We start from the raw sequence: 24,867 nt of genomic DNA on the forward strand, positions 1-24,867 counted from the left end.
TTTTTAGAAGCATGATAGATTTAATTTGGTTGATTCCGCTGTTGCCTTTGGTTGGCTTTCTGGTTAATGGCCTTGGCAGGAACGTGTTGCCAAAATCATTAGTTGGGGTTATCGGTAGCGGCATGGTGTTGGCTTCTTTTCTGTTGAGCTGTGGCGTATTTTCAGTAGTTTATGCTGCTCGTCAAGCAGGGGAAGCAGCTTCTTTTACACAAGCTATTTTTGACTGGATTAATGCAGGAAACCTGCATGTTTCACTTTCATTTTTGGTTGATCCCTTGAGTGCCGTCATGCTGCTTATTGTCACCGGTATTGGCTTTCTCATCCATGTCTATTCCATCGGGTATATGAAGCATGATGCGGGTTTTGCCAAGTTCTTCGCCTTTCTCAACTTATTTATCTTCTTCATGTTGTTATTGGTGTTGGGGTCCAATTACATCGTGATGTTCATCGGTTGGGAAGGTGTGGGGCTATGTTCATACCTACTTATCGGTTTCTGGTTTAAAAATTCTGCCTACGCAAGTGCGGCGAAGAAAGCGTTCGTGATGAACCGTATAGGCGATTTGGGCTTTCTTATTGCGGTATTTCTGTTATTTGCCACATTCGGAACATTAGAATTTTCGGGGATATTTCCACAGGCAGCAAATATGTTGGTAGGCGATACCACCTTACTAGTGATTACGTTGTTGTTGTTTGTGGCGGCTACGGGTAAATCGGCTCAGATTCCACTGTTCACATGGCTGCCGGATGCGATGGCTGGACCTACACCTGTTTCGGCATTGATACACGCTGCCACAATGGTTACCGCAGGTATCTACATGATTGCACGGTCCAATATCTTATTCACCCTTTCGCCCATCACACTCCAAGTAGTTACAGCTATCGGTATCTGTACGGCGTTATTGGCGGCCGCCATAGCTGTTACACAAAATGATATCAAAAAAGTATTGGCTTATTCCACTGTTTCGCAGTTGGGTTATATGTTTTTAGGCTTAGGTGTGGGCGCTTTCACGGGTGCGTTCTTCCATGTGATTACCCATGCGTTTTTCAAGGCGCTGTTGTTTTTGGGTGCCGGATCTGTGATCCATGCAATGAGCGACGAACAAGATATGCGTAGCATGGGTGGGTTGAAAAAACAGTTGCCCGTGACGTATTTAACGATGTTGGTCGGCACCATTGCCATCGCAGGGATTCCGCCATTGTCGGGCTTTTTCTCCAAGGATGAACTATTGGCCCATGCTTTTGCAGATAACAAGCTGTTGTGGGTACTCGGTTTCATCGGGGCATTGTTCACCGTGTTCTATATGTTCAGGATGCTTTTCCTTACGTTTTTCGGTAAATTCAGAGGTACAGCGGAGCAAGCGAGCCATTTGCATGAATCTCCGGCTACGATGACCATTCCGTTGATCGTACTGGCGGTATTGGCAGCAGTGGGCGGTCTGCTCAATGTGCCATCGGCTTTAGGTGGTAGCCAGGCATTGGCTGATTTTCTCTCGCCTGTATTCGCGGATTCAGTAGCCATAAAAGGATCGTTCCATTTGGAGCATAGTACAGAATATGTATTGATGGGGATATCGGCTTTGGCGGCTGTGGTGATGGCCATCATTGCATATAGGCAATACGTGACGAAAAACATGGTGCCTACTTCTGATGATGCGCCGCGTAGTCTGCTAGCAAGGCTATCGTACCGCAAGTTTTATGTGGACGAGCTATACGATGCATTGGTGGTGCGCCCCTTGAACACATTATCTGTGTTCTTATATCGTATTGTAGATAACTGGGGTATTGATGGTATAGTCAATGGCTTAAGCAGAAGTGTGGGCGAGTCGGGCAGGGGCATCCGGCTATTGCAAAGTGGCAATGTGGGGTTTTATATCTTTATGATGGTCATTGCCATTGTGGTACTATTGGCCTACGGGTTTTTTAACGGTTAATCGAGACGAAGTTATATCGCGATACATGGACAATCTATTTATACTTTTATTATTTCCAGTCCTTGGGGCGTTGGTGCTTGCCTTTGTGGCACATGCAAAGACTGCTAAGTGGTTGGCGTTGTTGATGTCATTAATCTCACTGGGCCTTACCATCCCATTCCTGGTGAACTTCGTGCCGGATGCCAGTATGCAATTTGAGCAACGTTTTGCTTGGATCCCTTCTTTGGGTATACACTTCCATGTTGGCATAGATGGTATCAGTTTACCGTTGGTATTGCTTACTAATGGTTTGATACCGTTAATCGTTCTTTCTGCATTCAGCTACGATTACAAAGGAGGTTTCTATGCCCTCGTGTTATTCATGCAGGCCGGTTTACTGTTGGTCTTCACTGCATTGGATGCGTTTGCGTTTTATGTGGGATGGGAAGTTGCCTTGATACCAATTTACTTTATATGCGCACTATGGGGAGGGGAAAACCGCATCCGTGTTAATCTGAAGTTTTTCATCTATACGTTCTTAGGGAGCTTGCTTATGTTGGTGGCGATTATCTACCTGCATTTACAAGTGCCGTCAGATGATTACGAGTTGACTTCGTTCTATCAATTGACATTGGATTCCAGCACGCAAAGATGGATTTTTTGGGCATTTTTCATCGCCTTTGCTATCAAAATGCCAATCTTCCCCTTCCACACCTGGCAACCCGATACGTATACAGAAGCGCCTACTGCCGGGACCATGCTTTTGGCTGGTATCATGCTCAAAATGGGCGTGTATGGTGTCATTCGGTGGTTGATTCCAGTAGCCCCCTTGGGTTTCGCGGCTTATGGGCAACTGGCATTGATATTATGTGTGATTGGCGTAGTTTATGCGTCTATCATCGCTTTCAAACAACACGATGTAAAACGGCTAGTGGCTTATTCATCCATTGCCCATGTGGGACTGATTGGCGCAGGCATTTTTGCTTGGAATGTACAGAGTATGCAAGGGGCCATCATCCAAATGGTCAATCACGGTATCAGTGTGGTCGGGTTGTTTTTTGTGCTAGATATTGTCAGCCGTCGACTGGGCACGCGGGAGATGTCGGCCATGGGCGGTATTGCAAAACCCGCACCATCACTAGCCCTTGTGTTTTTGGTGATTGTAATGGGTGCAGTGGGCCTTCCGCTAACCAATGGTTTCATTGGTGAATTCCTGTTGTTGCTTGGAGTCTATGAATACGGTCTCTGGTATGCTGTTTTTGCGGGGCTTACGCTTATATTGGGTGCCGTGTATATGTTGCGGATGTACCAAAAAGTGATGCTGGGCGACATGAATGCGCGAACTTCTAGCTTTGCAGACATTAAGGGATCTGAATGGGTGGTATTGGCTGTGGTGGTGGTGTTGGTTATAGGCATTGGGATTTATCCCAAACCGTTGTTGGACATTTCGGAAGCGGCGGTAACGGATTTGATTGATAAGGTGGGGCCGATTGAGCGTTAATAATAAAACCTCATTGAATACAAACAAAGGCAATGGAAACCTATGAGGTTTGGATAAAGAAGATTAAGATATAAACAAAACATGAGTGCGATTATTACGCTGTCTTTATTAGCAATATTGGTTCTATACCTGGGATTGTTCAATGCTAAGAAAGCTTTATTGCCGATTTCCCTACTGGGGCTGGGGGCTACCTTGGTGTTATACCTGATAGAATGGGGGAAAGATGCGGAACCGCTGTACAGTGGTATGGTGCTTTTCGATCACTTTGCTGTAGCGTTTTCGGTGCTATGCGTTTTCGTAACTGTGCTGATATTCCTTTTATCCAAGGATTATTTTGATAAAGCCAGCACCCATGTGGCAGAATATTATGCCCTTATCATGTTCTCGTTGACAGGAGCATTGCTGGTGGTCTCTTTCCACAACCTGGCCATGCTCTTTATTGGTATCGAAATCATGTCAGTGGCGTTGTATATTCTTGCAGGTATCCGGAAGAGAGACTTTGCTTCTAATGAAGCTGCATTGAAATATTTCCTAATGGGGGCGTTTTCCACTGGATTTTTGTTGTTTGGGATTGCGCTGTTGTATGGGGCGAGTGGATCATTCGACTTGGCAGAGATAAAAAATTATGTGGTAAACAACCCTCAGACGGTATCCCCGCTGTTTTATGCTGGCATCCTGCTATTGATTGTGGGCTTGGCTTTCAAGGTAGGGGCGGCACCCTTTCATTTCTGGACACCTGATGTGTATGATGGCGCACCGATATTGATTACCACGTTTATGAGCACGGTGGTTAAGGCAGCGGCTTTTGCTGGTTTCCTCCGCTTGTTTTATTTCTGTTTTGTGCCATTGCAGGATTTTTGGATGCCGGTTTTGCTGGTTATGACAATTATCACACTATTTGTAGGAAATATTACGGCCATCGTACAACAAAGTTTCAAGCGAATGCTTGCCTATTCGAGTATCTCGCATGCAGGATATATGCTTTTCGCCATCATTGCCATCGGTCCCGCTTCAGCAGGATCGGTGTTGGTATATGCCGGAGCATATTCATTGGCGTCAGTAGTTGCCTTTGGGTCGCTTATTGTGGTGAAGCGTGCTACAGGGAGTGACCATTTTGAGGCATTCAACGGTCTAGCAAAGAAAAACCCTTATTTATCCCTAGCACTTACCGTTGCTATGCTGTCTCTGGCGGGGATTCCGCTTACCGCCGGTTTCATCGGTAAATTCATGATGTTTTCGGGTGTGTTGGCAGATTACCAGGTGTTGTTGGTGGTACTTGCGGCTATTAACGCGGCGATGGGTATTTTTTATTACTTCCGTGTCATCGTGGCCATGTATTTCAAACCAATCGATCGCGATCAAATCGTGCTTACTGGCCAATACAAAACCGTATTGTTATTGGCGGTATTGATTACGTTGGCACTGGGTGTATACCCAGCGTGTGTGGCGGGATTGGTATAGAAGGTGATTTGTCGTAATGGTTTGAAACATTCTATTGGCTATTCAGCACGTTCTCTAATTTGTGGTGCAGGTCGTTGGGGCGGAAAGGTTTACCCAAGTAATCATCAAATCCCAATTGTGTAATGCCGGTAATGATATCATCAGATACGGATGCCGTCAAGGCCAAAATATAAACATGCGATTTGTTAGGATCATCCATGGTGCGGATGTATTTAGTGGCATCTATCCCGTTCATTACAGGCATATGCAAGTCCATCAAGACCACATCGTATACCCGTTGTTCCAATTTATCGATAACCTCTTGGCCGTTTTTGGCTATATCAGGGCTGACTTGCCATTTGAATAGCAATTTTTGCATGAATACGATACTCATTGGGTTGTCTTCGGCCAACAATATACGTAGCCCATGCAGGCTTTTGGTACTGATGGGCCTTTCCCGCTTGGTGGTGCTTGCATGAAGTTGACCATGGTATATGGGATATGTGATATCGAAATAGAACAGGGAACCCACTTGAGGGGTACTTTTCAATTTAATCACACCACCATGCAAATCGACCAAATGCTTTACAATGGCCAATCCCAATCCGGTACCACCAAACTTACGAGTAATGTTGCGCGAGGCTTGAGAAAATGGTTCAAAAATCACTTGTTGCTGGGAAGGATCAATGCCGGTTCCAGTGTCTTCAACGGAAAATCGTACATTGATACGATTAATGTTTTTGCGCAATAATTTGACATCTACGTTGATGGTCCCCTTTTCTGTAAACTTGATGGCATTGCCCACCAGGTTATAAATAATTTGAGCGAGCCTAGCGGTATCACCTGCCACATTAACGGACAACAGCTCTGGATCCGTATTGAGGTTGAAATATAGTGCTTTCTCGTTTGCCTTAATTCTTAACCCGCCACATATATTTTCTAAGAGGTGAGGTAAATTGAAAGGGATGGTCTCCAGTTCGACCTTATGCGAGTCTATCTTGTTGAAATCCAGAATGTCGTTTATCAAAATCAGCAAGCTTTCCGCGGAGAATCTCAAATTGTCTAAATTCTCTTTTTGTTCATCATCTTGGCTATTGTCAATGAGGAGGTTGGCCATGCCGATGACAGAATTTAATGGGGTGCGCAGCTCATGCGACATGGTCGACAAAAAGTCAGACTTGGCATCCAATAGCCTATTGAGTTGATCATTAAGTTTGGTTTTTTCCTCCATGGTTTTATGGAGTGCCCTTTGATAGTAAAAATGTGCGATGATGATGATCAAGGTGTTGGTGGTAATGATAATCATCGAAGCCGGGAATGGATATTGGCTAGGAAGCATCAGCGAATCCTGCAGGGCATTCGTGTTGAACAATAAATAGCCAATAGGTACGACCATAAAGGCAAAGGAATACCAGAGCCCCCGCCGTTGGCCAAGCCCATAGAAGCTCCACAAGACCGCCATGAAAATATTTTGCATCACGATAATGTTTAAACCCGATTCCGTGAAAAAAACGCGATTCCAAACTAGGTAGAGGTATATCATCAAGGCCACGTGGATCAGGAGCTCTAAATACTGTGGCCGTGAGAGAAGCAGTTTCAAGGCCATGATGGTAGCCAAAGCCCCTGCAATAAATCCAGTTATCAGGCTAGGATTTGTTGGCAAGAACGGCAATATCGCACCCATCTTTGCCAGATTGAGAATAAAAACAAGGAAAAAAATCCATATTCGAGCGCGAGTCAGCGCGTCGGATACCGTTTCCAATGTTTTATTTAAGGATAAGTTGGCTAAGGGTAGCTTTTTCGTCATAGATTATAATCTAAACAAATATACACTACTTAAGAGCAGGCGCACACCATATCTATAAAGTATTTAACTAGGCAAAAACATACCAAGAGCGCTCCTATTCCAGTGATATGTTAGTTTGATTTATTAGGGAATGCTGGTATTTTCGGGACACCTGTAGTACCGCCTTCAGCCAGTTTTTTCATCAGCTCGACTATGCCGCGGGTCAATTGCGCATCTGTACCTTGGTATTCTTCATGTGGGTCGTTTATCACCTCAATATCGGGGTGAACGCCCTCTCCCTCGATGATGAATGACGAACCATCTGCCGCGAAGTGCGCAAATTCAGGCTTGCGCATATCGCCGCCATCAATAAACGGCAATGTACCGCTGATGCCTACTACGCCACCCCATGAGCGTTGTCCGATGAGTGGTCCGATACCGTAGTGCTTAAATTGCCAAGGGAACAAATCACCGTCTGAAGCCGAATATTGGTCAATCAAGCACACCTTGGGACCCACATGCGCATCGGGCTTGATGGACGCCGTTTTGCTATTGCGTCGCATGGTGCCCAAGCCAGGTTTACGAAGTAATCGCTCAATAATCATAGGGGATACATTGCCACCACCATTTCCCCGGTCGTCAATGATGAGTGCTTCCTTGTCGAGCTGCGGGTAGAAATAGCGGGCGAATTGGTTGAGGCCATCCGGACCCATATCTGGTATATGTACATATCCGATACGGCCATCACTGGCGGCGCTCACTTTAGCGATGTTTTGTTGCACCCATTCATGGTAATACAATGCCGATTCATCGGGAATGGGTTTTACCAACACCTTGCGTGCACCTTTATCCAAGGGCGATCCGTTGATTTCGATTTCCACCAGTTGGCCAGCCTTGGCAATCAGTGTTTGATAGAGGTTGTCCACATCCTTCAATGACGTGCCGTTGATGGAGATAAGGTATTCACCGGTTTTGGCGGCTACGCCTGAAGCGCGCAGAGGTGACACCAAACTTTTATTCCAGCTTTGTCCGGAAAGGATGCTGTCTATGCGGTAATAACCACTTTTGTGTCGACTGAATAGGGCGCCCAATAGCCCCATGGGGATGCGTTCCACCGCTGGGCGATCGCCACTGTTCACATAGGCATGGCCGACGTTAAGTTCGGAAATTAATTCACCAATCAGATAAGTAAGATCATCTCGATGGTTCACAAAGGGAAGCAGCGGGGCATATTTGTCGCGCATGGCTTTCCAATCTACCCCATGCATATTAGGGTCGTAGAAGTAATCGCGCATTTGCCGCCAGCTTTCGTCATATACCTGCTTCCATTCAGCCTTTAGGTCTACCGTGACTTTCAGCCCGCTTAAATCTACCTTATTGGATGGGGTGATCTTGGATTTGCCAAGGCTTTCAATGAAGAACCCATCATCATGGCGTATAAGGATTTTCTTTTTATCTGCACTTACGCTGTAGCCAGTAAAATTGCCGATTTCAGTTTCCTTTTTGTCTGTTAGGCTGAAGAATGTGAGCCCGCTGCCACCGCGCGAGTAGTAAAGCCCATCTTCCGAGGCCACTAGTCCGAAATAAGATCCAGGTGTTACGGGCAAGCTTTCTATGCGGTCTGCCAGCCCCTCTTCATCCACGGTAATCGTTACACCACCTTTTGCAGCCCCTTCCGCTTTCTTAGCATCACCTTCTTTTTTGTCGTCGCCATCAGTGGCCGTTTTCACCGCCACTTCATCACTTTCTTCGGCAAAGGGGGAGGTGATACCAGCGGTGAGCCGCACAAAGTAAGGGCGGCTCATGTTATTGTATACATGGTTCCATTCCGTATTACTATATGTGGGGTTAAAGTCGCGTGCAGATACGAAATAGAGCAGCTTGCCATCCGGACTGAATTCAGGTTGGCTACTATTATACCAAGCATCGGTCACAGTAATGGTTTTTTTGGTGTCGATGTTATATAGGTTGATGACAGTAAACTCGCGCGCTTTGCCTGGCAGGGAATAAGCAACCCACTTGCTATCGGGCCCGAGGGTATAGGAATTGATGGTGCCTTCATCAGCATGCGCTACTAGCGTTTTACTAGTCGACTGGACATCTACAAGCTGTAAATCCTGATTGCGGTCACCGTAGAGGAGATATTTACTATCTGGGCTCCAGGTTGGATTAAATTTATAAGCCCCTCCCCCTTTGGTCAATTGTTTGGCAGGCTCGGTGCCGTCCTGTTTTTGGATATATAGCTCATCTTCGCCTGTACGGTCGGAAATATAGCTCACCCATTGCCCATCTGGACTCCAACCCACATTGCGGTCATGCTCGCCGCTGCTTTGGGTGAGGTTACGGGTTACTCCCGTTTTAGCAGGTATAGTAAAAATGTCGCCCCGCGCGCCAAAGGTTACACGTTTGCCATCCGGCGAGATAGCCGCACTATAGATGAATTTGGAAGCATCCACCTGCTTGGTTCTGCCCGATGCAAAATCCTCGGCGATTGTAATATTGAGTCGCTGTGTTTGCCCATTAAGCAAGTTGTAGTGATAGATGTAGCCGGCATTTTCAAAGACGATGGCATCGCTGCCCAATGAAGGGAATTTTACATCATATTCGGTAAAATCCGTTATCTTTTGTGTTTGTCTAGTTTGCGTGTCATAGACAAAAAGGTTAGCCGTTCGGTCACGGTCGCTCACGAAATATATCTTGTTTTTATAATACATGGGAAATACATCCTGCGCAGGATTGTTGGTAATATTCTCCGTTTGGCCTGATTTGCTATCGAACAGCCATATGTCGTCGGCCATACCACCACGGTAGTACTTCCATGTTCTAAATTCTCGGAATACTCGATTCATGGCCAGTTTAGAACCATCCATATTATAAGATGCCCAAGAGGCTACTGCAAAGGGTAGTTCCTCGCTTAGGTCGCCATTTAGGGGAGCAAGGTAGAGCTTCCCTTTGAAAGCATTGAATGAGGTGCCGCGTCCACGATAGAGTACATGCTGGTTATCCGGTGTCCAGCCCATCACAATGTTGTTGGGTCCCATGCGGTCGGCCAGATCATCACGGCCTAGGGTGGGGGTATAAGTAATCCGCTTGGGTTCGCCCCCTGTGGCAGGGATGACAAAAACCTCCGTATTGCCATCGTAGTGGCCCGTAAATGCAATGTGTTTGCCATCGTGACTAAATCGGGCAAATAGTTCGTAGCCCGGGTGGCTGGTAATCCTGCGGGCCATACCTCCGCTCACGGGCACTACATAAAGGTCGCCGGCATAGGTAAAGGCCACTTGATCACCAAATACGGCAGGAAAACGCAATAGGCGAGTTTCCTCTTGTGCAACAGTGAACAAAACAATGCAAAGTATTGCGGTTAGGGTAATGATTTTCTTCATGGAATGGAAGTACTATTAAATTCAAAATTACTGGGAATTTGCGGGGCTAAGTTAATGAAAATCTCCCCAAATTGGGTGTAATCTCGCAAGTTGAAGGCATAAAAAAACCGTCCCGACGTGAATCGGGACGGCCGCCCCAATGGGGTTAGGGGCTATCAACCTAAACCTATCGACTTAAAAGCGAAAAGGATGCCAAACTTTTCATTTGCCCATAACTTTTCTGATTTTTTGTGGTTTTCCGGATGGATTCCCCATTTCATCCAAGGCTCGGGGCCGCTTATGGAGCAAGATGCCGTTTTGACAGCTTTATGGAAGCAAGTTCACACCAGTTTTCTTATCGCTAGCTGCCGGTAATCATGCAGTAGGTGAAGCATTAAAGAATGGCCGGCACGGCTATATTTTCAGAAACTATAGTAAGGATTGCTTAGCTTTGCTACTCAATAACAGCCATTGAAGGAAATGGCCTAACGCAAGGAAAAATGGCAGAAATAGGAAAATACAATATACTTAGGGTGGTGGCAGAAAATAGTGATGGTTTGAGCTTATCAGATGGAGAAAGCGAAATTTTGCTACCTTTTGCTGATGTGCTCCCCAATGTGGGGATTAATGACAACATTACTGTTTTTGTGTTCCTGAATAAAGAAGGGCAAATCGTTGCTACCACTAAGCAAGCGTTAGGCGAAGTGGGCGACTTCGTGTTCTTGACCGTAGTAGATGCCAGTGAAGATGGCGCTTTTTTGGATTTGGGAATCGGTAAAGATGTCTATGTGCCTGCAAAGGAGCAGCAAAAGCCGATGAGCAAGGGAGCAGGATACGTAGTTTACCTCTACTTGGACGAGCGCAATCAGCGTATGCTTGCGTCATCGAAGCTGTATAAATTTGTCGAGGAGGATCTCGATTTTGAAGTGGGTGATGAGGTGAGTTTGCTCATCAGTGAACAAACCGACCTGGGTTTCAATGCGATTATCAACAATCGTTATATTGGTTTATTATACCATAATGAAATTTTTTCCAACCTCGCGATAGGTGATAAACGGAAAGGATGGATTAAAAATATCCGCGTAGAGGGTAAGGTTGACCTCAGCCTGCAGCCACAGGGGTTTGGGCATGTTCTTCAGACTAAGGAAGTATTATTGCATGCCTTAACAGTCGAAGGGGGAAGAATTGGTCTGGGTGATAAAAGTACGCCTGAGGAAATATACGAGCGTTTCCAGATTAGCAAAAAAGCCTTTAAGAAAGCCATTGGTGGACTGTATAAGGAAAGGGCAATCGAGCTCGGCGATCATGAAATTAGGCTTATAACAAATCATCCACCCAAAGATTTTAATGATACTTCAGGAGAGTAACGGGATGATTCCTCCTCATTATATTTGACTCCTCGTGATTTTACCCTTGATGATGTACAGCTTTACAATGGAAGCTTTGTCGATGATGGTATCGCCTTTATAATCGGAGTTGGAGGAGCGGAGGATAATTTTGGTGGTATCCGCGTGTTCATAAAGTAACTTCACGGTGACCATACTGTTGGCATGCTCATCGGTGATTACGAGATAGGCTTCACCCCAAAGGATAATATTTGGATTGGTAATCTCCTTGATGGCGATAATTTCGCCGTTGACAAAACGTGGGTACATGCTATCACCGTATATAGGTAGGTAAGCCGTACAGTCGTTAAAAGGGCGGTAGTTTACATAATATTCTGGTGTACTATCGTAAAAGATATCCGGTAGTTGCTGTTGTAGCTCGGCTAAGTTTATGTCGTAATAAGGTACACTTTCTTCGGCTCCTACTGAAGATACTCGAGGCTTGAAGCTTTCCTTGTGATAGGGCCGTATCTTGAGTAACTTTTCACCTTCTCCAGTGCTTAGATATCCAGGATTGATATTATAGTATTCGATAATATCTTTTGCCAATCGCTTTCCCAATTTGCGTTTGTTGTTTTCTATGGATGATCCATTATTGAAGCTTTTCATTAGTGGGCTGTAAAACTCCTCTACCGTCATTTCCAAAGAATTGCGGATTCCTTTTAGCCGAGGCCCAATTTTTTCTGACTGTAAATCAATGTTTTCTAAAATACTTAGCATTTCAGTGCAGTTTGATATTGTAATTAGTATCTAAAGATAGTATCTTTGTGGTGTTGGCCATTGCAAGGTACGAATTTCTCGCAAAAAAATAGTTACTGGACTAAAATGAGCTATACGACAGATTTTTTCATTGCACGTTTGTTTTCAATGGCACTCAAGCTTGCTCCGCAGGTTCCGTCTGTGGTCTACTAGGGTTCACGCAGCGATCCGGCGCAAACTTATCGGATTTATGATGGATATAAAGTGAAGAACAATAGCTAACACTAACACTTAAATACTATGGAATCATTAGAAACTTCAACAACGCAAACACCAAATTACCTTGGTGAAGAAATTCAACAACTTATTACCGCCATCACCGAGGTGATGGCGGTAGAAAAAATCATTTGCTTTGGCAATACCATTCATCGAGTGGTGCGGAAAAGCTGCTTCGAAGAAATTAGGCCAGAAAATGGAGTGGCCCAAAACAGTTACAGCTTACTGGTCATCCCCACAGCGGATAACACGCTACACATGGCCATTGCCCAGCAACGGATCGAAGAGGCGACAAAGTCCGTTGCAGCGGTTATTGCCATTGTGCACCCCATGGAAGAGGTGAATGCAGCCCTACAAAATGGCAGTACATTCTTTACTTCCATCTATAAAAACGGGACACTAATCCATGATCGAAACGAGCTATCTTTTGCGGTACCGAGCGAGGGCAAACCCATCGCTGCACGAATTACTAAACGGGAAAAATTTTGGGACAAATGGCATGCCTTGGCCAAAGGATTTCTCCAAGGGGCAACATTCTACCGCACAGTGGAACAGCCTAATCTTGCCGTGTATCTGTTGCATCAAGCTGTACAACATTGCTATGCCGGCATGCTCCGTGTGTTGACGGGCTACCGAACCAATAGCAATGGCCTGAACAGGTTGTTGCGGCTCATCGATGCAACGGTGTCTTACCCCGCTATCGCTTTACCTCGTCAAACCGAGGAGGACATCCGGCTCACAGGAATACTGCTCAAAGGACACAGTGATGCCCGCTACAAGGATTCTTTTGAAGCCACCCCGGAAGATGTGATGAAGCTAATGAACTGCGTAACAACCATTATTGATGCTGCTGACCGACGTTGCCGCGAGCGTATTCAACAGCTCAAGGATGGCAAAGTGGCTTATGTAGCATAAGCCTTGGCACCAATAGGATCCGTTTTTCACTGACAAAGCCGAAGAACAAGTGCAATTTTCCGGCAATTGCCAGTGATTGATAAAAAGTTACCACTTAATGATATGATGTTGAACACTAAAAGACTATTACCATGGATATCGACCCCAGTGAACTCAGTGTAGCCCAACAAGCTGCATTACGCCAAACAAGCCGGGCGCTTGTTGAACGAATCAGTACCAGTTACATTTTTTGTTTTGCCCTGCAGCGGCATGAATCACGATGTACACATTGTTTCGCGCAGCGAACCAGCAAAAGATGGTTTCAGGCAGATATCCTATTGGTGTATAGCGATGACGAACAACGGTGCCTATATGATATCCAGCACCATGCCAACAATCTCAACACCAAGGAAAACCGATATACGACCGTAGTAATGGGGCGTACCGAGGCCATGGAACGATTGGCAGCAGGTGATGCATTTGTTTGCAAAGTGTTCAGACATGGTGCCTTGTTATATAGCCATCAAGGAGGCTTACCAGGGCGCCAAGGATTTATTTGTCATGAAACACTATTGCAAAAAACACGAGAGGGCTGGCGGCGTTGGTTCAACAACAGCTGCCAATTCATGGATTGTGCGGCTTATTGTCTTGTGGAACACAATTTTGGTATGGCCGTATTCATGCTACATCAAACGGTGGAACAGGCTTGTAAGGCCCTGCTCAAGGTGATGTTACATATGCGCCCTGGCACACACAACCTCGCTTGGATGCTCAAACTATGCAGCACCATCGCCCCGGAAATCGCTTCCATATTCCCGCGCGAAAACCCACAGGACATAGCGCTTTTCAACTTGCTCAAAAATAGCTATACCGATAGCCGATATACTGCGGGTTTCAAAGTAAAGGAAGAACAAGCATGGGCGCTTTACTACCGCGTATCCTCCTTGCTGCAAATCGCCGGCGAACTGAGTAACCGGCGTATTACAGAAATGGAGCAAGTACTTGTCCCATGTAAGGATTAGTTGGGGGCTGCTAATCACTCATCCCTTAGCGAATCTACTGGATTGGCTGTCGCTGCTTTAATCGTTTGAAAACTGACAATGACAATCGTTATGATGATGGCTCCTAAGGCTGCTATGGCAAAAATCCACCATGATATTTCTGAGCGGTAGTCATATTTTTGCAACCATTCATGCAAAAAATAATAGGAAATCGGAATAGCCACTAAACAGGAAATAACAACAAGCAGTACGAAGTCTTTCGATAATAACCTCCACAGCTGGAAAATGGAAGCGCCGACGATTTTCCGTATGCCGATTTCCTTTGTTCGTTGCTCGGCAACGAATGAGGCCAAACCGAATACACCTAGAGAACTGATGATAATGGCCAATAAGGCAAAGAATGTAGCGAGCTTACCTATTCGTTCTTCCTGAGCAAACTTTGCTGCGTACTCATCATCCACAAATTTGTATTCAAAGGGGGCATTGGGAATCACATCTTTGAATACCGCTTCAATCTGCACAATGCATTCCTTTGCGCTTTTAGCAGGATTGAGTTTTAGATTTATCCAATTCACGTTTTCATAACTCACCAAGTAAACGGCTTGTTTTACCGGTTTAAACGGAGAACTCATCAATACATTATCCACTACGCCGATAATGCGATAACTTCGATCGCCCCATTTTATTACTTTATCCACGGGATCTTCAATACCCATGAATTTTACGGCTGCTTCATTGATGATGATCGCTGTGGAATCCGTAGCAAAATCCCTCGAAAAATCCCGGCCTGCGTTGATGTGCCAATCAATGGTTTTGCCATATTCGTGGGTTATCCAAATCGTGGCAAAATCGGTAGACAGATTCGGATCCTTTCCTTCCCAGTCAAAGCCCCCGCTATTTGACCACACTGCAGTGAGCGGACTGGATGATTGCGACAGTTCTTCAATGACATCTTTTTCTTTGAGCGCTGTCCGCAACACATCGAAATTGCCATAGAAATCAGGGGTAACCATATTGACCATCATCAGCTGATCCCTGCTGTAACCTACAGGGCGATCTTTAGTGTGCTGAATTTGTCGAAAGACGATTATTGTGCCAATGATGAGGGCTATAGAAATGGAAAACTGGACAACCACCAATATCTTGCGGGGTAAACCGGCTAATTTGCCCATACGGAACGTTCCTTTCAAGACCTTCAACGGATTGAAAGAAGAGAGGTAAAAAGCCGGGTAGCTGCCCGCAATGATACCCGTGAATAAAGTAAATATTAATCCAGCACCCCAAAACCAGCCATTTGTCCATAAAACACTCATTTTCTTGTCGGCCACCTGATTGAACCATGGCAAGGATAGCTGCACCAACAAGATAGAGAAGAAAAATGCAATAAATGCAATTAAAATGGATTCACTTAGAAACTGGAAGACAAGTTGTCTTTTTGGTGAACCTACTGTTTTCCGGATGCCGACTTCTTTTGCCCGTTTTTCTGAGCGGGCGGTACTCAGGTTCATGAAGTTGATGCATGCCAGCAACAATACAAATACGCCAATAAGGCTGAAGAGCTTGACATATTCAATCAATCCTCCCACAACTTCACCCTCTTTCCAGTCGTTCCGTAGGTGCCAGTCCTTCATGGGGTGCAACATAATTTGGGCGTTAAATTTCCTATCCTCTTCAGAAACCCGGTTTAGCTTTGCATTGCTTATGTTTTTGTTGACCATTTCAAAACTTGAGCCTGTTTTGATTTGCGCAAAGAGCTGAAATGAATTATTATCCCATTGGGTAGCTGCCCTTTGTATCCATGGCTCTGAGGTAACATATAAGTCCCAAGGCGCAATAAATTTTACACTTTTGAAGGAGGTATTATAGGGCAAATCCTCATAAACCGCTGTGACTTTCACATCCAGGTTTTGGTCAATCTTCATCAATTCATTGATCGGGCTGTTTTCTCCAAAAAAGGCCTTGGCGACAGATTCGGAGAGCATGATGCTATTAGGATCCTTCAGACCATCGATACTCCCTTGTACCACATTTAGGGATAGCATTTTTGGCCCGTCTATATCCATATATATCCCTTCTTGCGATAAATTTTTATCTTGATGAGACAATATATGGCTGCCTTCCCAAGAAGCCATCACCACATAATCAAAGTTGTCGCCATAATTGGTTTTCAGTTCATTTCCCAATGGGTGAGGAATCACTACACTTGAACCGATTGAGCCATTCCATGTTTGTACCTGGACGGCGATTCCAATACGATCATAATTTTTATGGTATTTGTCATAGGACAATTCATCCCATACCCATAGAGCAATCAATATGAATACCGCCATTCCCAATGCCAGTCCGGTGATATTAATAAATGAGGATTTTTTATTCTTTAAAAGATTCCTCCAGGCGATTTTGAAATAGGTTTTTATCATAGCTTTTTCGCTTATTTGCTAATTCGTTAATTATACATAGACAAAATCCGATAGCGGAAGGTTCATTGATGCCATTGAATACAAACAAGATATCAATAATCCGCGAATCAGCGTCTCAAAAACGTCATTCATCCATCAGACTATCCACCAATCACCATCCATTACTCATCCCTCAAGCTGTCCACTGGATTGGCCACCGCCGCTTTGATGGCCTGTGAACTTACGGTGAGCACGGCGACAACCAAAGCAAACAATGCTGCCAACCCAAACATCCACCATTCGATAGCAATGCGGTAGGCGAAATCGGCTAACCATGTGTTCATCATCCACCACGCGATTGGGGAGGCAATCACCGCTGCGATGAGTACCAGTTTTACGAAGTCGGCCGAAAGCATCCGTACGATGCCGATGACCGAGGCGCCCAGCACCTTGCGGATACCGATCTCTTTGACCCGTTGCTGTGCAGTGAAAGCGGCGAGGCCAAACAACCCCATGGCTGCTACCAGTATGGTGACCAGCGCGAAGATATTCAGCACCTTGGCCGTTTGTGCCTCCTGCTGGTAAAGCGCTTCATATTCCTGATCGAGGAAATGGTAGTCAAAAGGCTTATTGGGATTGACGGCTTTCCAAGTGCTTTCGATGGTCTTCAACGTATGCGTGATGGATGTTCCGTCCGTCGTTTTGATGAACAATTTTCCGAACCAAGCGTAGTCCGGGAACAAGACGATGGGTTTCACCTCCTCATGGAGCGAGGCAAAGTTGAAGTTGGCCGCCACGGCTTTAACCCGTCCCTCCCGTCCGTTCAGGTTGATCCACTTGCCAAGGGCATCCTCGGCTGACCAGCCCATGGTCTGGGCTGCCAGCTCATTGATGATGAAGGCGTATTCGCGGCGATCATCGTCATCAAGATTGGATCGCTCGACATCCGCATCGGTGAGGTTGCTGCCTGCGAGGAGTTGGATGTCGAATACCGGCACGAAATCCTTTTCAATGGGGATGGCCGTGACACTCAACGCGAAATCCGATTCTTTGCCATCTGCCCCCATGATGGCATAACGGCCCGTTACATTTACCGGTGAATGGTAGGAGGCTGTTACGCCCTGTATGCCCGTTTGACCCAGTAGCTCGTTTTTGAATGTTTCGATGGTTTTCACAGGAAGCGAAGAACCGTCCAGCACGACGACCTGTGAGCGATTCAACCCCGTATCTTTGGTTTGGATGTAATGCAGCTGGCTTCCGGCAATCACCGTGCAGACAACGAAAAGGATGGAGATACAGAATTGGAATACCACCAAGCCTTTGCGCAATTTCCCGCCGCTGCGGGTATTGGTCACCTTTCCTTTTAGTACGTGAATGGGTTTGAATGCGGACAATACCAGCGCGGGCCAACCTCCGGCAACAAGGGATAAGAGGATAAAGAGAGTAGCGATACCCGTATAAAAACGGACATCCAGCCAATGCAACATACTGATGTCCATGCCCACGTACCGGTTGAAGAGGGGGAGCGCAACCATAGCCAGCAAAAGCCCCAGCATAATAGCAATGAAAACAGCGAAGGCCGATTCAAACAGGAACTGGCGGAACAGCAGACCGCGCTCGGCGCCCAACACTTTCTTCACCCCAATCTCTTGAGTGCGTTCCGCAGAGCGTGCCGTCACCAAATTGGTGAAATTGATGCAGGCGATCAGCAACAATCCTATGGCAATACCGCCGAGGATATACAGGTAAGCAATATTGCCCGTACCTGCCGCCTTAGAATGGAGGTGCACATCGCTGAGTTTTTCGATATTTAGACGGTAATCCGCGATATACGTTGATTTTATTTGCTCGGCAAATCGCTGCTTTACGAGGGCATCCGCCTGTCGTTGAACTGTCTGGAAATCCGTCGCGTTTTTAAGCAATAAAAAGGTAATATCACTGCCCGAATGCCAAATGAGGTTGTGCGAGCGTTCCAAGGTAGTATAGGACAAGACAGCTGAAAAAGATAATCGGGTATGTGCTGGAGGTGATTGCACCACGCCGGTTACCTGCCATGGCTTTTCGTCAAGCAGGATGGTCTGGCCTATTGGGTTTTCGTCGCTGAAATATTTCTTAGCCATGGCAGCTGTCAATACCACCGATTGGGGTTGGTTGAGCGCGGTACGCGGGTCTCCGGCGATAAAAGGGTACGTCAATATCCCGAAGAATGTGCTATCGGCATAAATGATGTCCGGCTCGTTGAACAGCCGTTCGCCATGGCGCACCGTCATGGCTCCGCGTTGGTAAACGCGTGCCGCTTTTTCCACCTCCGGAAACCGGTCGCCCAAGGTGGGTGCTACCGCCGTTGGCGTAACGCCCATGTAGCGCATTTCAGTATCATTCGGCGATTTGATACCGGCCGTGACAAGTGCTATGCGGTCGGCATATTGGTGGAAACGATCAAAACGAAGCTCGTTGAGCAGGTAAGTGCCAAGCAATAAAAAGCAGGCGATGCCTACTGAGAGTCCGATGACACTGATAGCGGCGGTGGTTTTGCTCTTCCAAAGATTCCGCCAAGCGAGTTTGAGGTGTTTACTTATCATTTTCAGTTGTTATTATCCGCCAGCTGGCGGATGTTAGCAATCGATCATTCATCCCTGAGTGATTCAGCTGGATTGGCCACTGCCGCTCTAATGGCTTGGAAGCTCACCGTTGCCATAGCGATGGTCACGGCAGCCAATCCCGACGCTGCAAACATCCACCACTCGATATCAATCCGGTAAGCAAAATCCTGTAACCATTGATTCATCACCCACCAAGCCAATGGCGAAGCGATAACGATGGCCAAGCACACTAATTTGATAAAGTCTTTGGATAAAAGACACACAATACTGCCTTCCGTTGCACCTAATACCTTTCTAATGCCGATTTCCTTCGTGCGACGTTGGGTGGCGAAAATGACTAGCCCCAACAGCCCGATGCAGGCAATGACGATAGACAGCGTGCTGAAAACGCCAATGATTTTGGCAACACGTTGGTCGGCTTCATATTGCATAGCTAGTTCTTCACGGAGGAAGCTGTATTCAAATGGAATGTTGGGAGCGAAAGATTTCCAAAGATCGCCTATTTCCTTCAGGACGGTCGGAACATCACCGGGCGCTATGCGTACGGCAATATTCGAAAACGGTATATCATACGATTGGGAAGACTCATGGAACAGCGCGAATGGTTGAATCAAGCTGTGCAATGATTCAGTATGGAAATCCTTTATTATGCCAATGATCTGATAAGATTCAGCTGCGTCGCCGCCTGGGTATTTAATAAATTTGCCGATTGGATTTTTATAGCCCATTCGTTTTGCTGCCGTTTCGTTGATGAGTACCGTTCTGGTATCGTTAAATCCTTTGGTAAAGTTTCTCCCGGAGATGAGCGAAACGCCTAAGGTAGGCAGAAAGTTGTGATCCGTTAGGTACGAATTGAGCGTGATGTCTTCGACCACGGGCTTGTCGCCCGCGCTGGCTAGCGGTACGTAGAAATCCCCAAAGGCACCCCTACCCGGTAGGCTAGTGGTAGCGGAAGCATTTTTTATGGCCGACAGGTTTTTTAGTGCTTCCCTGAAACTATGCTCTTGGTTGCCCAGGCGATTGCTGTTGGATATAACAAGTACATTTTCGCTATCGAGACCCAAGTCTCGGCGCTGGGCATATTGAAGTTGCTGGTACACTACCATTGTACAGATTATCAGCGCTATGGAAATCGAAAACTGGAATACTATTAGTCCGTTCCTAGTGCCTTTGCTGTTCGCAAATCCTGTGGGTATTTTCTTGCCTCTTAATATCGTTACGGGTTTAAAGCTACTGAGATATAGTGCTGGATAACTGCCTGCGAGGCCGGTGCAAACCAATACAAGCAAAATGATGAAGCCCCAATTGCCATTTGCCCAAAGTGTTCCAAAGTCGATGGATTTACCGGCGAGTTGGTTGAAATAAGGGATAGCGGCGTATGCCAATACAAGCCCCAGCAGACAAGCGAGCGTACTCATTGCCAATGCTTCGAGGTAAAATTGGCGAGCTACACCCCGGCGGCCGGAACCCATTACTTTACGCACCCCGATTTCTTTGACACGTCCGATGGCACCTGCGGTAGATAAATTCATGAAGTTGACACAAGCCAGCAGCAGGATGAAGAGCGCAATGATTGCAAAGAAATAGACAGTTTTGATGCCTCCTTGATCCGTAATTACTGAAATGATATCAGCAGAATGAAGGTGTATATCCAGCAAAGGCTGAAGACTGAATGCCCACCTGTTCCCTCGTTCCAGAAACTCGTCATAAGGCTGGCCTATACGATCGAAAGCACTTGCTGCACGCCGGCGAATCATGTCGGGAAATTTAGATTCGAGGTGTTTTATTGCTTCCGCGTCTGTGGGCACATGTTCTTTTAATTTGATGTACGTAGCCATGTTGATCCACACCCAGCTCCAATCGAAGTAGCGTACGTCTTCGCTGTTGGCAACAGGAATTAGGATGTCGAACGTCAGGGAGCTTGGATAGCGGGTGTTGGACACTATCGCTGTGACGGTGTATGGCCTATTGGTTCCCTCAATGAGCAAGCGCTTACCTATTGGATCAGCAGTGCCAAAATATTTTTTTGCCATATGGTCGGTCAGCACGATGCTATGCGGATCTGTCAGACAGGTGCTGCGAACGCCTGCTTGTAGCGGATAGGCAAGCAATTCAAGGAAGTTCGAATCGACACTCAAAATTCCGTTCTCGATAAACTGGAGCTGCTGACGATTATCATTTACCGTTTTTATGATTTTTTGGCTTGGACGGTAAATACGTGTGTAGCTTTCTATTTCGGGGAAATCTTCCAGAAGCGCTTTGCCAAGAGGGGGTGGGGTATAGCCCGCTAAAAATTCCTCTTCGCCCATCTTTCCGTTGGTGTTTACTCGGAAAATACGATCTGTATCTTCAAAATGCCTATCGTACCGGAGTTCACTATTAATGAATAGCGCAATCAGTACAACACAGGCAATCCCCAATGTAAGGCCGAAGAGATTGATGATGGTCTGCGTACGATTCCGCATTGCATTCCGACAAGCTATTTTGAGGTGATTGATCAGCATGGTTTGGATGTAGCAGCAACTACGCCAAACATACAATATGTTAATAATAAGTGAATTATGACCATTTATACGTGCCCGAGGTGTCCGATTTCGAACACCTGTTGTTCAAATACGGACAGTATTTTATACTATAGGCGGGGTATATCCGGGACATATCCGTATTTGCAATTCTATCGCTAAGTGTACGCTATTACTTCGCCATAATGCCGCTTTCGCGGCTTTTTAGCGGATATATAGCGGCGTATATGCGGGACAGCAGCGAATAGGAGGCGAATAGGGAACGGTACGGCGTCGGCGGGTTTATGGCTTGCTATCGAGAGACTCCCATAGCGATAGTTGTGGTCTTCATGCGGATCCGGTCACCGGGATTGTTCGCAATCACTCGTCCCTCAGCGAATCAATTGGATTAGCGACGGCCGCCCGAATCGCTTGCCAGCTTAATGTAATTAGAGCGATCATTACCGCAGTCAAGCCGGCAGCAGCAAACATCCACCATTGGATGTCAATGCGGTAGGCAAAATTAGCCAACCAGCGGTTCATGGTCCACCAGGCAATCGGAGAAGCGATAACTACGGCAATCAATACAAGCTTTATGAAGTCTTTGGATAACATGCCGACGATGCTGGCCACTGATGCCCCCAGCACTTTGCGGATACCGATTTCTTTCGTGCGCTGCTCGATGGAAAAGATGACCAGTCCGAGCAGGCCCAGGCAGGAAATCACGATTGCCAGTGAGGTAAACACATTGACAAGCCTGGCCATCACCTGTTCGTTGGTATAGAAGCTTCGGTATTCCGTGTCGACAAATTGGTAATCAAATGGAAACTTCGGGTTGATGGTGCTGTAAACTCGCTTGAGCCCGTCCAATGCTTGTCTGGTCTTGTCAGCCTCAACACGTATCAAGATCACCCCGAAATATTCGTATTCCTTTACATCGACGATCAGCGGTTTGATTGGTTCGTGCAATGAATAGGTATGGTAGTCTTTCAATACGCCGATAATTTGTCCCTTCTTTTGCCATGCGGAAACCCATTTGCCTATGGGGTTTTCCATGCCCATTTGCCGCACGGCTTCTTCATTCACCAGAAAAGCACTTGCGGAATCCGTGGCGATGGCTGTGGAAAAGTCGCGCCCTTCCGTGATTTCCAGTCCCATCAGTTTAACAAAATTATAGCCAACGGATACGGGCTTGAAGCCAACGGTTGTGCTTTTTTGCTTTCCTTCCCAGTTGATCGCGTCCTCACCGTCCGACGTGTTGGAAACGCCATCGGCCACATCGACTACGAAACGCATGGCATGAGGGGTTTCACTGGCCCGATCGACCATGGTCACGCCAGGCACATCCAAGGCCAGCGTTTTGAATAAGTTGTAATTGCTTTGTTCCATCAGTTCCCCTTCAATGCGCGTATACAACAAATTCTCGCGGTCATAACCCAACTGTAATGTCTGGGTGTATTGCGTTTGCTTTGAAACGACGATGGTCGTCACCAAGAACAATACCGAAAGACTGAACTGGAAGACAATCAGCGCCCTGCGCAATGCCCCTCTTTTCATGGAGAACAACTGCCGTTGCTTCAAGGCCTTGGTCGGTTGCAGACCGGACAGGAAAATGGCAGGATAGGTGCCCGCTAGCAGCGCGGTGATCGCAGTGAGGGTGCATGCGGCGCCCCAAAATTGCGCTTGGCCGAACGGTGACGCGATTTCCGTGCCGGTTAGCCCGGAAAAAAACGGTAATGTAATATAAACCAAGAAAAGCGTGATCAGCAGGGCAAAAAAGGACAAGAGCAAGGCCTCCATGTAAAACTGGAGGATGAGCAATGATCTGGATGTCCCCAGCACTTTACGGATACCGATTTCTTTGCTTCTTTTGATCGAACGTGCGGTGGCAATCAGCGCAAAATTGATACAGGCGATAATCAGGATAAAAATGGCTGCACCGCTGAAAAGCCGGACATAGACAATGCGGCCGGTCGCCGGCTTACCTTTTACAAAATTGCCATAAAGATGCCGGTCTTTTAGTGGCTGCAACCCGATTTGGGTGACAACACCTTTTTCTTCTTTCAGGCGTGGTTTGATGAACGCGTTGATTTTCTTTTCAACTAACGATGAATGTGCATGATCGTCCAACAGCACGTAGGTATTGAATTCGGACGATGCCCATTCAAGTATGGTGTTATGCGCTTGCCAACTGAGCAAGAAATCGAAATCGAGGGAACTGTTGGCGGGAATATCGTCAAATACGGCCGACACGATAAAATCCAGGCGGTTTTCATAGCGGATGGTTTGTCCCATGGCATCCTGCGCCGAACCGAAATAACTTTCGGCCACCTCGCGGGAGATGACGATGTTACGGGGATCCTTCAATGCGGTTTCCACATCACCCTCAAGGAGCGCATAGCCCAGCACTTTGAAGAAATCCCCGCTGGCACGGGCACCGTTGAACTTATTTTTCTTGCCGTTTGCTTCGAGGGTTTCGGGATGCCCCCAGGGTAATTCGTATCCCGTGGCGTAGAAAACCACAGACTGGATCTCGGGTATGGCGTCTTTTGCATCTTGGAGCAGGAAAACACGTTCGTTTTTTTCCGGTGTACTGCTGAAATGAATGGGTGTGCCGTAGTTGCCATCTGCCCGATTCTCGGAGTAGAAGGTTTGGTATGCCGTATAAAGTTGGTCGTTATCGAGGAGGAAGTCGTCGACACGCCGCTCATGTTGTACCCACAGGAAAACCAACAGGCAGCATGCCATACCCAATGCAAGTCCGATTACATTTATCATCCCGAAGGACCTGCTTTGGGACAACAGACGCCACGTGGTTTTGAAAAGGTTGCGTATCATAAATTAAGTCTTTTGATAATTAATTCGATTTTGGTTTTACCCTCACATTCTTGAACCAGTTTTGCTTTTGTTTTCATGCGATGTTCCTCATTGATACAACATTAGTAGTTTTGTTCGTTGTAGGACAAAGGATGGGATTGTGGTCGATTATATCAAATTCAATCCCGTTCATTTCCGGTCAAAGCCGTTCAAATTACGAAGTAACGACAGATTTTATAGAGGAAACTTAGGCTATCCGCTTCACAATGGAAATATCGGTTTTCAGGGAT

Annotated in this window: 13 protein-coding genes; 6 read left to right on the top strand and 7 right to left on the bottom strand. The window is 46.4% G+C overall.

The window, feature by feature from the left end; all coding sequences use genetic code 11:
* Window positions 1–11: 11 nt before the first annotated feature.
* From nuoL to NF543_RS03195, 3 genes are all read left to right on the top strand, one after another.
* On the top strand, window positions 12–1,931 hold the full coding sequence (nuoL, locus tag NF543_RS03185) for an NADH-quinone oxidoreductase subunit L (protein ID WP_257666656.1): 1,920 nt from the start codon (window positions 12–14) through the stop codon (window positions 1,929–1,931).
* Between the two features lie 25 nt (window positions 1,932–1,956).
* A complete protein-coding gene (locus NF543_RS03190) occupies window positions 1,957–3,411 on the top strand; it encodes a complex I subunit 4 family protein (protein WP_257666657.1) in 1,455 nt (484 codons plus the stop codon).
* A gap of 81 nt (window positions 3,412–3,492) precedes the next feature.
* A complete protein-coding gene (locus tag NF543_RS03195) occupies window positions 3,493–4,872 on the top strand; it encodes an NADH-quinone oxidoreductase subunit N (protein ID WP_257666658.1) in 1,380 nt (459 codons plus the stop codon).
* A 31-nt stretch (window positions 4,873–4,903) separates the two neighbouring features.
* Here the strand turns inward: NF543_RS03195 and NF543_RS03200 are convergent, their stop codons facing one another.
* Both NF543_RS03200 and NF543_RS03205 read right to left on the bottom strand, forming a co-directional pair.
* Window positions 4,904–6,658: an ATP-binding protein gene (locus tag NF543_RS03200; protein ID WP_257666659.1), complete on the bottom strand. Its 1,755-nt coding sequence runs from the start codon at window positions 6,656–6,658 to the stop codon at window positions 4,904–4,906.
* Between the two features lie 110 nt (window positions 6,659–6,768).
* Window positions 6,769–10,023 carry a S41 family peptidase gene (locus NF543_RS03205; protein ID WP_257666660.1) on the bottom strand — a complete coding sequence of 1,085 codons (3,255 nt, stop codon included), beginning with the start codon at window positions 10,021–10,023 and terminating at the stop codon, window positions 6,769–6,771.
* A 479-nt stretch (window positions 10,024–10,502) separates the two neighbouring features.
* Here NF543_RS03205 and NF543_RS03210 point away from each other — a divergent pair, with 479 nt between their 5' ends.
* The gene (locus NF543_RS03210) at window positions 10,503–11,369 is read left to right on the top strand and encodes a CvfB family protein (RefSeq protein WP_257666661.1); all 867 of its coding nucleotides are present in this window, start codon (window positions 10,503–10,505) and stop codon (window positions 11,367–11,369) included.
* A gap of 18 nt (window positions 11,370–11,387) precedes the next feature.
* Here NF543_RS03210 and NF543_RS03215 read toward each other — a convergent pair whose 3' ends face one another.
* Complete coding sequence (locus NF543_RS03215; protein WP_257666662.1) at window positions 11,388–12,107, bottom strand: S24 family peptidase; 720 nt, start codon at window positions 12,105–12,107, stop codon at window positions 11,388–11,390.
* A 279-nt stretch (window positions 12,108–12,386) separates the two neighbouring features.
* Between NF543_RS03215 and NF543_RS03220 the strand changes: the two genes are divergently transcribed.
* Both NF543_RS03220 and NF543_RS03225 read left to right on the top strand, forming a co-directional pair.
* Complete coding sequence (locus NF543_RS03220) at window positions 12,387–13,277, top strand: HEPN domain-containing protein (protein WP_257666663.1); 891 nt, start codon at window positions 12,387–12,389, stop codon at window positions 13,275–13,277.
* Window positions 13,278–13,408: 131 nt separating this feature from the next.
* A complete protein-coding gene (locus tag NF543_RS03225) occupies window positions 13,409–14,278 on the top strand; it encodes a HEPN domain-containing protein (protein ID WP_257666664.1) in 870 nt (289 codons plus the stop codon).
* Window positions 14,279–14,292: 14 nt separating this feature from the next.
* Here NF543_RS03225 and NF543_RS03230 read toward each other — a convergent pair whose 3' ends face one another.
* The 4 genes from NF543_RS03230 to NF543_RS03245 all read right to left on the bottom strand — a co-directional run bounded on the left by NF543_RS03230 (window position 14,293) and on the right by NF543_RS03245 (window position 24,538).
* Window positions 14,293–16,677 carry an ABC transporter permease gene (locus NF543_RS03230; protein ID WP_257666665.1) on the bottom strand — a complete coding sequence of 795 codons (2,385 nt, stop codon included), beginning with the start codon at window positions 16,675–16,677 and terminating at the stop codon, window positions 14,293–14,295.
* 161 nt (window positions 16,678–16,838) lie between these two features.
* Window positions 16,839–19,238 (bottom strand): ABC transporter permease, encoded by a 2,400-nt coding sequence (locus NF543_RS03235; RefSeq protein WP_257666666.1) that lies wholly within the window; start codon window positions 19,236–19,238, stop codon window positions 16,839–16,841.
* Between the two features lie 44 nt (window positions 19,239–19,282).
* Window positions 19,283–21,724 carry an ABC transporter permease gene (locus NF543_RS03240; protein ID WP_257666667.1) on the bottom strand — a complete coding sequence of 814 codons (2,442 nt, stop codon included), beginning with the start codon at window positions 21,722–21,724 and terminating at the stop codon, window positions 19,283–19,285.
* 417 nt (window positions 21,725–22,141) lie between these two features.
* Entirely contained in the window at window positions 22,142–24,538 is a 2,397-nt protein-coding gene (locus tag NF543_RS03245; protein ID WP_257957427.1) for an ABC transporter permease, read from the bottom strand.
* Window positions 24,539–24,867: the final 329 nt, after the last annotated feature.

Source organism: Parapedobacter tibetensis (assembly GCF_024704835.1).
In the GTDB taxonomy this organism is placed as follows: Bacteria; Bacteroidota; Bacteroidia; order Sphingobacteriales; family Sphingobacteriaceae; genus Parapedobacter; species Parapedobacter tibetensis.

Excerpts from the sequence above, each read along its gene's own strand:
- nuoL (WP_257666656.1), top strand. The coding sequence starts at position 12 with ATGATAGATTTAATTTGGTTGATTCCGCTGTTGCCTTTGGTTGGCTTT.
- NF543_RS03190 (WP_257666657.1), top strand. The coding sequence starts at position 1,957 with ATGGACAATCTATTTATACTTTTATTATTTCCAGTCCTTGGGGCGTTG.
- NF543_RS03195 (WP_257666658.1), top strand. The coding sequence starts at position 3,493 with ATGAGTGCGATTATTACGCTGTCTTTATTAGCAATATTGGTTCTATAC.
- NF543_RS03200 (WP_257666659.1), bottom strand. The coding sequence starts at position 6,658 with ATGACGAAAAAGCTACCCTTAGCCAACTTATCCTTAAATAAAACATTG.
- NF543_RS03205 (WP_257666660.1), bottom strand. The coding sequence starts at position 10,023 with ATGAAGAAAATCATTACCCTAACCGCAATACTTTGCATTGTTTTGTTC.
- NF543_RS03210 (WP_257666661.1), top strand. The coding sequence starts at position 10,503 with ATGGCAGAAATAGGAAAATACAATATACTTAGGGTGGTGGCAGAAAAT.
- NF543_RS03215 (WP_257666662.1), bottom strand. The coding sequence starts at position 12,107 with ATGCTAAGTATTTTAGAAAACATTGATTTACAGTCAGAAAAAATTGGG.
- NF543_RS03220 (WP_257666663.1), top strand. The coding sequence starts at position 12,387 with ATGGAATCATTAGAAACTTCAACAACGCAAACACCAAATTACCTTGGT.
- NF543_RS03225 (WP_257666664.1), top strand. The coding sequence starts at position 13,409 with ATGGATATCGACCCCAGTGAACTCAGTGTAGCCCAACAAGCTGCATTA.
- NF543_RS03230 (WP_257666665.1), bottom strand. The coding sequence starts at position 16,677 with ATGATAAAAACCTATTTCAAAATCGCCTGGAGGAATCTTTTAAAGAAT.
- NF543_RS03235 (WP_257666666.1), bottom strand. The coding sequence starts at position 19,238 with ATGATAAGTAAACACCTCAAACTCGCTTGGCGGAATCTTTGGAAGAGC.
- NF543_RS03240 (WP_257666667.1), bottom strand. The coding sequence starts at position 21,724 with ATGCGGAATCGTACGCAGACCATCATCAATCTCTTCGGCCTTACATTG.
- NF543_RS03245 (WP_257957427.1), bottom strand. The coding sequence starts at position 24,538 with ATGATAAATGTAATCGGACTTGCATTGGGTATGGCATGCTGCCTGTTG.